The 13,391-nt window shown below is 64.0% G+C and carries 12 protein-coding genes; 5 read left to right on the top strand and 7 right to left on the bottom strand.

Annotated elements, in window-relative coordinates:
* Positions 1-215: 215 nt before the first annotated feature.
* Positions 216-1,631: a class II fumarate hydratase gene (fumC, locus tag A4H34_RS04660; RefSeq protein ID WP_040322812.1), complete on the bottom strand. Its 1,416-nt coding sequence runs from the start codon at positions 1,629-1,631 to the stop codon at positions 216-218.
* 430 nt (positions 1,632-2,061) lie between these two features.
* On the opposite strand from fumC, the gene A4H34_RS04655 reads away from it, so the two are divergent.
* Together A4H34_RS04655 and A4H34_RS04650 are read left to right on the top strand one after the other, a co-directional pair.
* Positions 2,062-2,649, top strand: a complete 588-nt coding sequence (locus tag A4H34_RS04655) for a GNAT family N-acetyltransferase (RefSeq protein ID WP_009199391.1) — start codon at positions 2,062-2,064, stop codon at positions 2,647-2,649.
* A gap of 71 nt (positions 2,650-2,720) precedes the next feature.
* Entirely contained in the window at positions 2,721-4,055 is a 1,335-nt protein-coding gene (locus tag A4H34_RS04650; RefSeq protein ID WP_064231248.1) for an alpha/beta hydrolase, read from the top strand.
* A gap of 35 nt (positions 4,056-4,090) precedes the next feature.
* Here the strand turns inward: A4H34_RS04650 and A4H34_RS04645 are convergent, their stop codons facing one another.
* The 4 genes from A4H34_RS04645 to A4H34_RS04630 form a co-directional block, all read right to left on the bottom strand.
* Positions 4,091-5,266, bottom strand: a complete 1,176-nt coding sequence (locus tag A4H34_RS04645; protein ID WP_064231247.1) for a M48 family metallopeptidase — start codon at positions 5,264-5,266, stop codon at positions 4,091-4,093.
* Positions 5,267-5,676: 410 nt separating this feature from the next.
* Positions 5,677-5,910: a hypothetical protein gene (locus A4H34_RS04640; protein WP_009199395.1), complete on the bottom strand. Its 234-nt coding sequence runs from the start codon at positions 5,908-5,910 to the stop codon at positions 5,677-5,679.
* Between the two features lie 116 nt (positions 5,911-6,026).
* Positions 6,027-6,734 carry a response regulator gene (locus A4H34_RS04635; protein WP_009199396.1) on the bottom strand — a complete coding sequence of 236 codons (708 nt, stop codon included), beginning with the start codon at positions 6,732-6,734 and terminating at the stop codon, positions 6,027-6,029.
* Positions 6,735-6,752: 18 nt separating this feature from the next.
* Entirely contained in the window at positions 6,753-8,042 is a 1,290-nt protein-coding gene (locus A4H34_RS04630; RefSeq protein WP_064231246.1) for a sensor histidine kinase, read from the bottom strand.
* 472 nt (positions 8,043-8,514) lie between these two features.
* On the opposite strand from A4H34_RS04630, the gene A4H34_RS04625 reads away from it, so the two are divergent.
* Positions 8,515-10,179, top strand: coding sequence for a heavy metal translocating P-type ATPase (locus tag A4H34_RS04625; RefSeq protein WP_231870951.1), 1,665 nt, complete (start codon positions 8,515-8,517; stop codon positions 10,177-10,179).
* 182 nt (positions 10,180-10,361) lie between these two features.
* On the opposite strand, the gene A4H34_RS04620 is transcribed toward A4H34_RS04625, so the two are convergent.
* Positions 10,362-11,450 (bottom strand): ornithine cyclodeaminase, encoded by a 1,089-nt coding sequence (locus tag A4H34_RS04620; protein WP_064231244.1) that lies wholly within the window; start codon positions 11,448-11,450, stop codon positions 10,362-10,364.
* A gap of 133 nt (positions 11,451-11,583) precedes the next feature.
* Between A4H34_RS04620 and A4H34_RS04615 the strand changes: the two genes are divergently transcribed.
* Together A4H34_RS04615 and A4H34_RS04610 are read left to right on the top strand one after the other, a co-directional pair.
* Entirely contained in the window at positions 11,584-12,012 is a 429-nt protein-coding gene (locus A4H34_RS04615; RefSeq protein ID WP_009199401.1) for an Lrp/AsnC family transcriptional regulator, read from the top strand.
* Positions 12,013-12,080: 68 nt separating this feature from the next.
* The gene (locus tag A4H34_RS04610; RefSeq protein ID WP_064231243.1) at positions 12,081-12,521 is read left to right on the top strand and encodes an SRPBCC family protein; all 441 of its coding nucleotides are present in this window, start codon (positions 12,081-12,083) and stop codon (positions 12,519-12,521) included.
* 144 nt (positions 12,522-12,665) lie between these two features.
* On the opposite strand, the gene A4H34_RS04605 is transcribed toward A4H34_RS04610, so the two are convergent.
* Positions 12,666-13,352, bottom strand: a complete 687-nt coding sequence (locus tag A4H34_RS04605; RefSeq protein ID WP_064231242.1) for an NAD(P)H-binding protein — start codon at positions 13,350-13,352, stop codon at positions 12,666-12,668.
* Positions 13,353-13,391: the final 39 nt, after the last annotated feature.

Genomic DNA, 13,391 nt, shown 5'->3' with positions numbered 1-13,391 from the left:
GCGGCCGGGCGCGAAAAGACCCAAACGACCGCAGGGCCCCGAAAACGAGGGCACAGGGCTCGCGGCTGCCGGAGCCCTGTGCCCTCGCCAAAACGGTTAGACCTGGAAAACGGCAAGTCCGCGTTCAGTGGTTCCGCCTAACCCGCGTTGCTCATGCCGTTTCGGCATGAACGGCGGGCACGCGGGACGCGTGCCCGCCGTTGCAGATTCGAGGCTCATTCGGCGGCGCTGGGATGCGTCATGTCCGCCGGAACGACCCACTTGTCGAATTGCTCGTTCGTGAGGAATCCGAGCTCGATGGCCGATTCGCGCAGCGACAGGCCCTTCTTGTGCGCGTTCTTGGCGATCTTCGAGGCTTTGTCGTAGCCGATGTGACGGTTGAGGGCGGTGACCTGCATGAGGTTCTTGTCCAGATTCTCCTTGATCTTCTCGCGGTTGGGCTCGATTCCGTACGCGCAATGCGAATCGAAGCTGACGCAGGCGTCGCCGATGAGCTGAATCGACTCGAGAATGGCCCACGCCATGACCGGTTTGAACACGTTGAGCTGGAAGTTGCCCTGCGATCCGGCGAAGCCCACCGTGGCGTCGTTGCCGAACACCTTGGTTGCAACCATCGTCATCGCTTCGCACTGCGTCGGGTTGACCTTCCCCGGCATGATCGAGGAGCCGGGCTCATTCTCCGGGATAAGCAGCTCGCCGATGCCGTTGCGCGGGCCGGAAGCATACCAGCGCACATCGTTGGCGATCTTCATGAGCGCGTCGGCCAGAACGCGCAGCGAGCCCGAGACCTGCACAAGGGCGTCGTGGGCGCCGAGGGCCGCGAAAAGGTTGGAGGCCTGCGTGAATTCGATTCCCGTTTCCTCGCTGATCTTCTCAGCCGTCGATTCGCCGAACTTGGGATGGGCGTTGAGCCCCGTGCCGACGGCGGTCCCTCCGATCGCCAGCTCGCGGGCGCGGGAGTCCGAGTACCGGATGCAGTCCAAGGCGAAGTCGATCTGAGCGACCCATCCGGAGAACACCTGGCCGAGGCGAATCGGGGTGGCGTCCTGCAAATGGGTGCGGCCGACCATGACGACGTCGTCGTACTCCTTTGCCTTTGCATCAAGGGTGTCGCGAAGGCGACGGACCTTGGGGTACATGGCCGCCAGCTCGCACACCACCGCGATGTGCATGGCGGTGGGGAACGTGTCGTTCGAGGATTGGCCGCGATTTACATGGTCGTTGGGGTGGACGGGCGCTTTCGACCCCATCTCGCCTCCCGCGATCTCGATGGCGCGGTTCGAGATGACCTCGTTGGAGTTCATATTCGACTGCGTGCCGGACCCCGTTTGGAAGACGACAAGGGGAAACTCGGCGTCGAGCTTTCCGGCGATGACTTCGTCGGCCGCCCGAGCGATGAGGTCGGCGATGTCCGCCGGCAATTCGCCGAGTTCTTTGTTCGCGAGCGCCGCGGATTTCTTCAAGACGCCCAGCGCGTGGATCATGGGCCTGCCCCATACGAAGGTTTCCCTGCCGATGTCGAAGTTGTGGAGGCTGCGTTCGGTTTGCGCCCCCCAGTAATGGTCGGCGGGGACCTCGATGGCTCCCATGGAATCGGTTTCCGTGCGCGTCGTCGCTGTGTTATCTGCCATGCCACTAGGGTAACGGCGGAGCGGCACGGCCGTCAGGTCGCACGTCCCACCGGGGCGTGCCCGCGCCATATCGAGTCCGTTCGACTCGTTGGCGGCCCGTTCGACTCGCTGGCGGCCCGTTCGACTCGCTGACAGCTCATTCGACGCATTCTCGGCTCAAGATTAAACAAATCCCATAGAATTAGACGATATTGAAGCCTCTGAGGCCTTTGGGAGCAAGCTCGCTCCAACGTGAGAATCTCAGACCACCGGACGACTCCGCTGCCCATACGCACCGCTATAATGAGAGGGCGGCCATGGCCGCGGGGCTGCTCGCACAGCCCGTTGCACGCATCTAAATCTCGCCTTCGGGGCCGTCCTCGGGCGAGAAACACCGTATCCGGCCGGACTGGGCACGCCGTTTCCGGATCGCACACCTGGGAGGTCCGTCGTGATTGAGCTGCGCCCCGTAATTGAGGCAGACCTCTATTTCCTTTGGCATTGGATACACGAGGTGTCCAATCCGGAGTGGGCCCTTTGGGACGCCCCTCATTTCAAGAGGCCCGGAAGGAAGAGCATCCAGGATTTCATGGCCGAGGACGCCGAGTGGTTTCGCGACACCGACCGACGCATGATCTTCGTCGATGGCAGGCCCGCTGGGATCGTCACGAGGTACGAGGAGCTTCCCGCGGGAAGCCGCTGGTGGGAGGTCGGCATCATCCTCTACGACCCGGATCGGTGGGGCCGGGGAATCGGCCGCCAAGCCTTGGAATTGTGGGTCTCGATGATCTTCGAGAAGACGGACGCCCACCTCGTGACTCTGACGACCTGGAGCGGGAACGAGCGGATGGTGCGCGCCGCTTCCAGGGCGGGGTTCTCCGAGTGCGCGAGGATTCCCGAGGCGCGCGAATGGAACGGAAAGCGCTGGGACTCGATTCGAATGGTGTTTCTGCGCAAAGCTTGGGAAAGGCAGCTCCGCCCCGCTCCGGCGAGGCTTTCGCGGGGCAGGGTCGCCTCTCACAGGGCGATCGGACGCTGACCGAGATGAGTTCTAAGCCAGTGCCGGCATTCTCTCAGTGGACACACAGTTTTGAGATATAATTTCTCTTCATGGCTTTCTTCGCTCTCACCTCGGCAAGCCTGCTGTGGACCGTCATCGCACTCACCGTTGTGTGCTTTGTTTGGACCGTTTTCGGCGTTCCTAGAAAGCGCTGGAGCGGCGCACGCGCCTACGCCCAGCAGGCCCTCGGCGTCGCCCTGAGCGCGCTCCTGTTCTTTTCGAGCGCTTTCTTGGCTTTCAACCGTTTTTCGATCTGGTACTCCGATTGGAGCGACCTCCTCGGCTACGCTTCAGACCGCGGAACGACGACGCAGTACGGCGGCGGAGCGGCTCTTGCCACGCCGCAGGCCAAGGCGACGACAACGCCTTCCAATGGCGCTTCGAATTCCCGCAAGTTCACCGAACTTCAACGCAAGCCCTTGACCAATTCCGCGCTGTCGGGCGTTTCCGCGAAAGCTCCGAACGGCCAGTGGATCACCGCGAAGATCCCCGGGCAGGGGTCCGACGCCGATGCGTGGGCTCGAGTGTGGTTGCCTCCCAGCTACATGGACAATCCGAACAAGGCCTACACGGTGATCATGGCCTTCCCCGGGGTTCCCGGCTCGCCCAAAGGATACGAAAGTCCGCTGCATACCGACGCCGACCTCGCCGCGGCGATCAAATCAGGCAAGATCCGCGATTCGATCATCGTCTCCCCGAACGTCTTCCCGCACGACGCCGACACCGAATGCATGGACGTACAGGGCAAGGGGATCGAAACCTGGGTCACGAAGAACGTCGTGCCGTGGGTGAAGACGAACCTTCGGACCGAAGAGGGATCTGACGCCTGGGCGACCTACGGCTACTCCGCGGGGGCGTGGTGCGCCAACATGTTCGCCGTGCGGCATCCGGATCTTTTCAGAACGTCGATTTCGATGTCAGGTTACTACTCGCCTCTTTTCCCATCGGGCGAAAGCAACCAGGAAGGCTACGTCTTGGCGGACGAAGTGGCGCGCAACCGCCCGCCCGTGAGGATCTGGAATCTCTCGGGCGCGGGGGACGGGAAGTTCCGAAAGTCCTTCGACGCCTTTGCCCCGAAGGTGGCGTCGCCGACGTCGCTCACATCGGTCGAGGTGAAGGGGAGCTCGCACAAGTGGGATGCGTGGACCTCCGCTCAGCCGAAGGCGCTCGAATGGCTCGGAGCCAACGCTCCCGCCTTCAGGCCTCAATCCGGCTCGACCAGCCCTCAATCCGGTTCCGCGACGAAGGCCCCGCCAGTCAACGCATCTACTCCGACGCCCGCGCCCTCGTCCAAAACCCGCGCACCGGCGTTTGGACCGGAGGCAGCGAAACCGCAGTTGGAGCCGCGGATTCGCGAACCCAGGGTTGAGAACGGACCCCGCTAGAGGCTCGCTGGGCCGAAGTCTCACCCGCGGCCCAATCACGCCCTCTCGGCGGGGTCGCCGTCCGAAGGATTCCAAGCGGCGGGAACCCCGGCCGGATCGCTCAACCGCAGGGCGTTCGGCGGCGTCGTATACGTCCGGCCCGGGTAACGCCCGAATTGTTCCTCGTCGGTCAACGGCTTGACGGTTCGAAGGCGCTCCGCGGCCCAAGCTGGGGGCGGCCAACCGTCGCGGCGATCGGATCCGGCTGGAAGCGGAGAGTGACAGAGGGCGCTGCGCAAGGGAGGCTTGACCATGAGACGGCCGGGCCTGCTGCGGTCTCGAAGGGCGTGCGCACGCCATGTGAGAATCGGATGGGTCGTGAACCATGCAACGAGATGGAGCCAAAAGCCCCGCTCGGTCGCCGCCCTGTCGGCCATGTCGTTGAAGTTTACCTGTGCGCCGAGGTATTTTCCCGCGCTCAGAACCCCGATCATTCCGGGGGCGCCCGCGGGCGCGCCCTCGTACCCGTAGTTGTCTGCCGTGTATTCCTGGGCGCGAGAAAGAGCAGTGCCGAGGAACGGGACCAGGCTGCCCACCGACATGGCCAGGAGCCGAAAGTAACTCACGTGCCCCGCAGCGAGATGGCCGACCTCGTGATTGATGACGAATCGCAGGGCCTCCGGGTCGCGCGCGGCGCCTCCGATCTCGAAAAGATCAGAATAGACGGCGACGAAACGTCGATGACCGTGCCCGGAGGCGTAGGCGTTGATCCTCCCGTTGCCGAGGAGCACATAGGCGTCGGGCACTTTTCGCAGCCCCGTCCGCTCGGCCGCTTCGACGACCATCCGATATCCCTCGGGGAATTGCGTCGGACTCATGCGCACGCCCCGCGAACGTAGATTGGCATAGACAAAGGCTCTGACTCCCCAGATTCCCACGGCGACGCAGATCATCACAAACAGGACGACGCCGAAGATATCCGCCGACGTTCTAAAGCGCCCGCAGCCCTTGGGAAGAAATCTGAAGTAGCCTTGCGACAGCAAAACCTCGAACCCGCCCTCGCACACGGCGTCCGGGGCGGTGAGCAGCCACCAGTAGAAGGCAATGGCTCCGAGGGTTGCAAGGGCGGCCGCGGCCAGAAGACGCAGCTCCCAAGGATGGCGCAACGCTGGGCGTCCGAAGAGTCCGTAAACCGTGGGGCCGTTCCAAATCGACGGCTGTGAGGTGTTCATGCGCTTTACATTACCAACGGAGAATCTCGGCTCAAACGAAGATAGGCCGCCGCTTCGTTTCGCAGAGGGTCGCCCGACAATTCTAGAGGCCCGGGCCCCGCTTTGGGGAGCACGAATTCCGGTCCGAGCAGCACGGCCCTCCAATTAGAAGGGACCGGCTCCCGGGCAGACATGTTGGGGCCCGGGCGTCACGCTCGCCCGGGCCCCAAGGTGCGCTGCGGGTGTCACGCATCACCCTGAGCGCAATGGCGGCATCGAGACCTAGTCAATCGACTGCCACCGGCAAGGACGAAAATAACTCTCGGCTTCCCGCACCGAGGTGCGATCGGCCAAGGACTCGGGCATAAAGCTCCGAATCGATTACCTGGTCTATTCAGCTATTTTCGTCGCTAAGATCTTTTATCGCGGTGCTAGAACCACGAGCGCCATACTCGCCTGTACTCGGTCCCGCACATGATTCTCCAGCTCCTAGTCCATGGCATGGTGCAGAAGAACTCAGGTTGCGAAGCGCCGCCTTTTGCGAGCAGTTCGCTCTGAGCGGCCCCGACGTGTGCATTCGTTGCCGCGTAGGATTCGCCTCCGAACGGCAGAAGCGATGCCGTGAAGGCGATTGACGCCGCAGCGGCGATGCCCAAAGTCTTCATCCGTATTACCTCCTATACGTGATGTCTATAAGCTTACTCAGCCGGAGAGCCTTCGGCTTCCCCCAAAAGTAGGAAAAAACGAAAAGCTTGTCAAAACCCGACTTTTGCCCGTCTTTTCAATGCCGGACAAGACCCAGCTCGTAGGCGCGGACAACCACCTTGAGCCTGCTGTTGACCTCGAGCTTGGCCATAATCGAGGAGATGTGCGTTTTGACCGTCGATTCTTGAACGTACAGCTGCGCAGCTATCTCCGAGTTCGAATGCGCCTGGCACAAGAGCCTGAGAACGTCCATCTCCCGCTTGGAGAACTGGACGTTGACCCCGGAGTCGGGCGGCAAGGGCACCAGGTAGTTCTTCACCAAGCGCGACGTCGGACCGGGAGAGACGACTGTGCCGCCGGAGGAGACTTCTCTGATGCTTTTGACGATGTCTTCCGGAGACGTGTTCTTCAAAAGGTAGGCGCCGGCTCCGGCCTGAAGGCCGGAGAGCATCGCTTCGTCGTCGTCGAAAGTGGTGAGCAGAAGGATCTTCGTGTCGGGATAAAGGGCCTTGACCTGTTCGCTCGCAGTAATGCCGTCCATGAGGGGCATCCGGATATCCGTCACGAGGATGTCGGGATCGAGCCTGCCGACCAGCCGAACGGCCTCCATGCCGTTCTCCCCCATGCCCACGATCTGTATGTCCTCGGCGGTTTCCAGAAAGGTCGCGATGTTTTTGCGAACCTCCTCGTCGTCGTCGACGACGACCACTCTGATGGCTTTCTTGCGATCCGCGCCAGGCCCGCCTTTGCGGGCGCCTCGCGCCAATCGTTCGGATTCTTTCATGTTCGTCTCTCCTGGCTTTCAGCCGTGCAGGGGGATGGATACTCGAACGATCCACCGGTCGGAAACTTGTGAGACTCGAATCACCCCGCCAAGAGCCTCTACGCGCTCTTGTTGGCCGGCCAATCCGAAATGTTTGACTTTCACGTCCGAACGGTCGGTGGGAAAGCCGCTTAGCGCGTCCAGCCCGTCGCCGGGCGAAGGCACAATGTTGATGAATATGGCGTCGACGGCGTAAGCGCCGACTTCCACCATGATCGTCACGGGCCCACGACGATCGGCGTGCTTGACGATGTTCGAGCACGCTTCCGTGACTATGCGCGAAAAGGTCGCCGCCACGACCTCGGGAAGCCTTGAGAGGTCTCCGTCCACGGCAGCCTGGACCTTCAAACCGGCTGCCTTCACCTTCCCTATCTGTTCGTCGATCGCCTCCGCCGGGGGCTTGTCGCGAATCGTGAAGCGGGTGGCCACGTCCGCCTCAAACGCCGGGTCAAGACTGTCCGTGGCACGCAAAAGCTCGAGCATATGCCTCAGATCCGCCGTTGCGGCGCGCCCGGTCCGCGCGATGAACTCGAGGTCCTCCGCAAGCTGGGGGTCCACTCCCTTGCGAAGTTTGGCCGCCTCGGCCCTCATGACGACCATCGTGGCCGAATAGACGGCGGTGTCGTGAAGCTCCCGCGCGATGGCTCGGCGCTGGGCGGCCAGCTCGGCCCGCCGCCTCTCTTCGAGTTTGACGTTCGCCATGCGCTGGCGCAGCAGTAGCTCGCCGATGAGCACGAAGATCATCTCGAAGGCCAACCACACGAGGGTCCCTTTGACGAGTTCCTCTTGATCCGCCGCGCTCGTCGCGTTCACGGCGACGACGGACGCCAGGTACCAGGGCGTGGCGACAAAGATGACCGCGCGCCGCCCAGACCAGATGACCATCGAGGTGACAAGGAACATAGACATCGACGACAGCGAGATCGTGATGTCCGGCGTCAGCCAGACCATGGCGAACGCGACGGCTTCGACGCAAGCCCCGGCAACCGGATACCTGCCGGACAAGGCTACCGCGAAGCACGCCGTGACCGCGACGGCGGCATTGGGCCAGGATTCCAAGGTCCGAGGGGCCAGAAAGAGGGTGAGAACAAGCAGGGTCGCCCCGAGGGAGAGACCCACAAAAGCGCGAAGCCGATCGCGCGAACGTTGAGCGCGTTCGGCGACGTCGTCGGCCGCCCCAGCTGCGCCGTCGCTCGCGACTCGCACAGCTGAACCGGAGTGGGAGCGTTTCGGTGAGATACGCTCGACCACTTCTGCGGCCCGTTCCATATGCACTCCTCCACAGCGCTACTACCGTGCACGTCACGCTTGCCCCGACGCGACGTGTTCTACGGAATAACCAGTTTACCGGCATAGTAACCGTTTGAATACCCCGCAAACCTCCGAACACCTGTGTGTATACACGGTATTCCAAAAGTTCTACAGACGACGTTGCGGCCACAGTGGTACATTAGTAGGGCTCGACGCACCCGAGGACATGCAGGAACAATCCAAACACCAAACGGAAACACATATGGATTCCAACATTGATCAAAATCCAACTTCGAGAAATCTACTGACAAAAATCGATCCTCGGGACGCCCTTCGCACACTCTTCGTCACACTTTGCGCAGTCCTGCTGGCCCTAGGCGTGACCCAACCTACGAAAGACTTCCCCGCGGCCGCCGTCGCGGGCCTTATCGCAGGCTGTTTTCCGATTGCAGTCGAAGCCTGGGGCGATATCCGACACGCCAGGATGAGCATGGAGCTGTCGATGCTCATTGCGATCGTCGCCGCGGCGGCCATCGGCGAGTGGCTCACGGCCTTGGTCGTCACCGCTTTCGTTCTGGCCGCCGAAATTCTCGAAGACCTGTCCGTCGAGCGGGGGCACGACGCTTTGACCGATCTTATGGCCTTCCTCCCGCAGACTGTGCGCATACGCGAGGGCGAGAGCGCCGTTTCCGTCCCCTTGGCCGATGTCGAGCCCGGGAACGTCGTCATCGTCAGCCCCGGCGGGCGCATTCCCGTGGACGGCGTCGTGACGGCCGGCGAATCCTCCGTCGACCAATCGCGTATTACGGGCGAGCCGCTCCCGGCGGACGTGGGAAGCGGGGACGCCGTTTTCGCCGGATCGATCAATCTGGTCGGCGCGCTGGAGGTTTGCGCCGAGCGCGTGGGAGGGGAATCCTCGTATGGCAAAATCGTCGAAGCGATCAGGCAGGCGCAGTCTTCGCGGGCCCCGGTCGTCAGGCTCGCCGACCGATTCGCCGCCTACCTCGTCTACATCGCGCTCGCCGCTGCGGCAGCGACCTATGTTGCGACCTCGAACTGGACGACGACTATCTCCGTGGTCGTCGTGGCGGGGGCGTGCGGAATCGCCGCCGGAACTCCCCTCGCCGTTCTCGCCGCGATCGCGAGGGCGGCACACAGCGGGGCGTTCGTCAAAGACGGTGCACACCTCGAGGCGCTCTCCGAAGTCGAAACCGCGGTCTTCGACAAGACGGGAACACTGACGTCGGGAGCCCCCGTCGTTCAACGCATCGACGTCGTCCCCGGAATCGACGAAGAGGAACTCCTGTTTCTGCTGGCGACGGCGGAATCCTATTCGGAGCACCCGCTGGCCAAGGCCGTGGTCGAGCATCTCCGCGAGCGCGGGACGGCCGCAGGGGCGCCCGACTCCTTCGAGTATCGCCCGGGCATGGGGGTCGTCGCACGAGTCGGAGGGCGCACCGTCGTCGCCGGCAACTCGTCGCTTGTGGCGGACGCCCCCGATTCCGGCGACGTTGAGGGCTCCCCCATTCACGTGAGCGTGGACGGCGCGTACCGCGCAACCGCAATCTTGGCCGACGCCGTTCGGCCCGGCGCGGCAGCCGCGGTCGCCGAGCTGAAGGGCATGGGGCTGCAGGTCGCCATGGTGACCGGGGACGGGGCGGGCGCCGCGCGCGCAGTCGGCGCTCGGCTCGGCATCGACGACTGCCGAGCCGAGCTTCTTCCCGAGCAGAAAACGGCCTTCATCGATTCGTTGAGGGCCGCGGGGCGCAAGGTGGCGATGATCGGCGACGGCGTCAACGACGCGCCGTCGCTCGCCCGGGCCGACGTCGGCATCGCCATGGGCAGCGGGACCGACGTCGCCCGAGACAGCGCGGACGTCGTGCTCGTTGCCTCCGATCCGGCGGATCTTGCCTCGACCGTGCGCGTCGCCCGGCGTGCGCGGGCGATCGTGACGTTCAACTTCGTCGGCACCGTCGCGGTCGATCTCGTCGGAATGGCGCTGGCTGCGGCGGGGATCCTCACGCCGGTGCTCGCAGCGATCGTCCACGTGGGAAGCGAGACGGCTTTCATCCTGAACTCCGCACGGCTCATTCCCGGGAAAACGGTGCGAAGGCGCACGCGCCTCGGGAAACGATCGGGCGGTGCCGAGGCCTAGAAGGTCTCGAGCGGCCCTCGCGCCGAGGCCTAGAAGGTCTCGAGCGGCCCTCGCGCCGAGGCCTAGAAGGTCTCGAGCGGCCCTCGCGCCGAGGGATTCAAGCAGCGCGGGGCTCGAAGGCGTGCGCCGCCGACAAGGCTCGCCTCGGCGCCGAACCCCGGACGGGCCGGCGCCGACAGGCGCTACGCCGGGGTGACCTCGCGGATACGTCTGTGCGAGGATGCGCCGGCGAACTGGGAGGCAGGGATCCGGTCGGCGACGTCCTCGCCGATGAGCCCGAAAAGGTCCTTGGGATCCTCCGGATCGGCTATGAGGTCGATCTCCTCGTAGAATCCCGTGTCTTCAACGGCCTTCTCCAGGTAGCACAGCGCGGTGAAGTCCTCGATGGCAAAGCCGACCGAGTCGAAGATCGTCACTTGGTCGGCGCCGGTGCGGCCCTCCTTGAGGCCGGCGACGACCTGCCAGATCTCGGTGACCGGGTAATCCTCGGGCTTGGCCTGGATCTCGCCCTCGATGCGCGTCTGCTCGGGGTATTCCACAAACACCGGCCCGAGGTCGAGGATGCGGTGGTCCAGCTCCGTCTTGCCGGGGCAATCGCCTCCGATCCCGTTGATGTGCACGCCGGGCCGCACGTCTTCGAGGGAAAGGACAGTGGCGTTGCGCTTGTCCGCTGTGCACGTCGTGATGACGTCGGCGTCGGCCACCGCCTCGGCGGCCGAGTCGGCGATGTGCACGTCGATGCCGAGAGGAGCGAGGTTGCGGGCGAGTTTCTCGCTCGCTGCGCGATCGACGTCAAACACGGTGACTTTGCCCAGGCCGCGGACGATCTTCACCGCGAGCGTCTGAAACTCGGACTGCGAACCGGCGCCGATGAGCCCGAGGTTGCAGGGCCCCTCGGGAGCGAGGTGTTTGGTGGCCAGGCCGGACATCGCAGCAGTGCGCAGCGCCGTGAGGATCGTCATCTCGGACTGGAAGCGGGGGTAGCCGTTGTGGACGTCGGCCAGCACGCCGAAAGCCGTGACGGTCTGATACCCGCGTGCGGGATTGGAGGGATGCCCGTTGACGAACTTGAATCCGTAGGTTGCGCCGTCGGCGGTCGGCATGAGCTCAATGACGCCGTCCCTTGAATGGGAGGCGACGCGCGGCCTCAGCTCGAACTCCGGCCACCGGCGGAAATCCGCTTCGAGCGCATCGATCATTCCGGCAATCGCCGCTTCGGGCCCGACGGATGCCAGCCACCGACGGATGTTGTTGACGCTTACGAACCGCATACGTTCCCCCTTTTCTGTAAAGTGTCCAGTTCCGCTAACTGTATGAGAAGGCGATATGGCGCGGCAACAACGTAAATGCGCAATTTTGGGGCGTTTGCGCGACACATCGACCACAGCGGTTTAGCATTCTGCTATGGCCAACTTGGATTCCCTCGATCGCGCGCTCCTTTCCGCCCTTCGCGTGGACGGGCGCGCCCCCGTCGCCGAGCTGGCGCGCGACCTCGGCGTCACTCGCACGACGATCACCCGCCGCATCGACGCTCTGACCGACGCGGGCGTCATACTCGGCTTCACAGTTCGAGTGGCCGAGCGCGCCGACGCGGCCATCCGGGCCATCTCCCACCTCGCGATCGAGGGCCCATACGTCGAGGAGACGATTAGGATGCTGCGAGGGCTTCCCGAGGTGACAGCGTTGCACGCGACGAACGGCGAATGGGATCTCATCGCCGAGATCACGGTGACAAAGCTCGCCGACATCGACGTCGTCCTCTCCGCCATTCGCAACTCCCCGGGCGTTCACCGCTCCGAGACGAGCATCCTCCTCAGATCGGTGCTCATGTGACGGATCGTCGCCCGTTCCTTTTGCGGTCCAGACGCGGCGCCCTTCCCCGCTCCGACGCCTGAACCGCGATGGAAACGCCCTATACGTTCGTACGCCAAACGTCGATCGTCGCTTCCGCGGCACGCATCTTTCCCTGCATCGAAGACTTTCGGGCGTGGCGGGCGTGGTTGCCCTGGAGGCAACTCGACCCCGGCGTCCAGGAAGAATACAGCGCCCTGAGTTTCGGCGTCGGCGCGCACTACAGGTGGTCGGGAAACAGGGAAGCCGGAGCGGGGTCGATGGCTCAGACTCATTCGGGCCCTCCCCGACAACATTCGGACCCTCCCCGAAAAATCGAGATCGACCTAGTGTTCGTCAAGCCTTTCCCCAATCGCAGCCGCATCGAGTTCGTTCTCGACGAAAAACGCGGCCAGGCCTCCGGCGAATGGCGGCCTCACGGCGAATTCACCGGCGATGCGATTCTTCCGTCTGTTCTTCAACATGGACAAAGCTGTGGGCAGGGACCTTGAGCGGAGCCTCGAACGCTTGCGGCAGGCAGTCAAATCGGACCAAGAGGCCAGTCGCGCCGGAAGGACCGAACGAACGCGACGAACGGTTGAAGTTCATCGACGGCGGCAAAGCCTTATTGAGCTCGACGGCATGGACCGGGACCCTCAGGACAGGTCGGAGAACTCCGCCGGCACGCTCTCGACGGCTTGCGCGATCGGCGTCGCCCCGTCCCCGAAGGGGATGACCTTGCCGATGCTCGCAGGCTCCGCCAGCACGGCCGCCGCCACCGCGGCGACGTTCCCGCGGGAGGTGTAGAGGGAGTCGCCTTGGCCATTCTGGCGTCGCACGTCGATCTTGCCGCTCGGCTCCTCCAGCGTGAGAGTCCCCGGGCCCACGATGGTCCACTCCAGGTCGGTCTCGACCAAGTGCCGGTCGGCCGCGAGTTTCGCGAGCGCATAGTTTCGCAGGGGGTGGTTCGCAGGCAGCGGATCGTCGCCGTGGGATCCGACCCACGAGACCATGACGTAACGGCGCACACCGGCCCGCGAGGCCGCGTCCATCGAGCGAATCGCGGCGGCCCGGTCGATCGCGTCGGTGCGCCCTGGGCCTCCCTTGCCGCCCGCGCCGGCCGTCCACACGATCGCGTCTGCGCCCGCGAAGGCGCCGGCCAGATCCTCGGTTGAGGCCTCCTCAACCGAAAGCACCTTGGGGACGGCGCCCGCCGCGGCAACGTCGGCCGACTGGGCCGGGTCGCGAATGAGGGCGACGACGTCGTCTCCGCGCGCGGCGAGAATCGGGGCGAGCAACAAGGCGACCTTGCCGTGCCCTCCGACGATGACGATTCGAGACATGCTGTGATCCTTTCCTTTGACGGGCCGCTGATCGACGGT

The sequence above is a fragment of the Peptidiphaga gingivicola genome, from assembly GCF_001652275.1.
GTDB lineage: Bacteria > Actinomycetota > Actinomycetes > Actinomycetales > Actinomycetaceae > Peptidiphaga > Peptidiphaga gingivicola.
This window is presented reverse-complemented; position numbering and strand designations above follow the sequence as displayed.

Bases quoted from the DNA above. Each gene is read 5' to 3' on its own strand.
- fumC (WP_040322812.1), bottom strand. From the start codon at position 1,631: ATGGCAGATAACACAGCGACGACGCGCACGGAAACCGATTCCATGGGA.
- A4H34_RS04650 (WP_064231248.1), top strand. From the start codon at position 2,721: ATGGCTTTCTTCGCTCTCACCTCGGCAAGCCTGCTGTGGACCGTCATC.
- A4H34_RS04645 (WP_064231247.1), bottom strand. From the start codon at position 5,266: ATGAACACCTCACAGCCGTCGATTTGGAACGGCCCCACGGTTTACGGA.
- A4H34_RS04640 (WP_009199395.1), bottom strand. From the start codon at position 5,910: ATGAAGACTTTGGGCATCGCCGCTGCGGCGTCAATCGCCTTCACGGCA.
- A4H34_RS04635 (WP_009199396.1), bottom strand. From the start codon at position 6,734: ATGAAAGAATCCGAACGATTGGCGCGAGGCGCCCGCAAAGGCGGGCCT.
- A4H34_RS04630 (WP_064231246.1), bottom strand. From the start codon at position 8,042: ATGGAACGGGCCGCAGAAGTGGTCGAGCGTATCTCACCGAAACGCTCC.
- A4H34_RS04625 (WP_231870951.1), top strand. From the start codon at position 8,515: ATGGAGCTGTCGATGCTCATTGCGATCGTCGCCGCGGCGGCCATCGGC.
- A4H34_RS04620 (WP_064231244.1), bottom strand. From the start codon at position 11,450: ATGCGGTTCGTAAGCGTCAACAACATCCGTCGGTGGCTGGCATCCGTC.
- A4H34_RS04615 (WP_009199401.1), top strand. From the start codon at position 11,584: ATGGCCAACTTGGATTCCCTCGATCGCGCGCTCCTTTCCGCCCTTCGC.
- A4H34_RS04610 (WP_064231243.1), top strand. From the start codon at position 12,081: ATGGAAACGCCCTATACGTTCGTACGCCAAACGTCGATCGTCGCTTCC.
- A4H34_RS04605 (WP_064231242.1), bottom strand. From the start codon at position 13,352: ATGTCTCGAATCGTCATCGTCGGAGGGCACGGCAAGGTCGCCTTGTTG.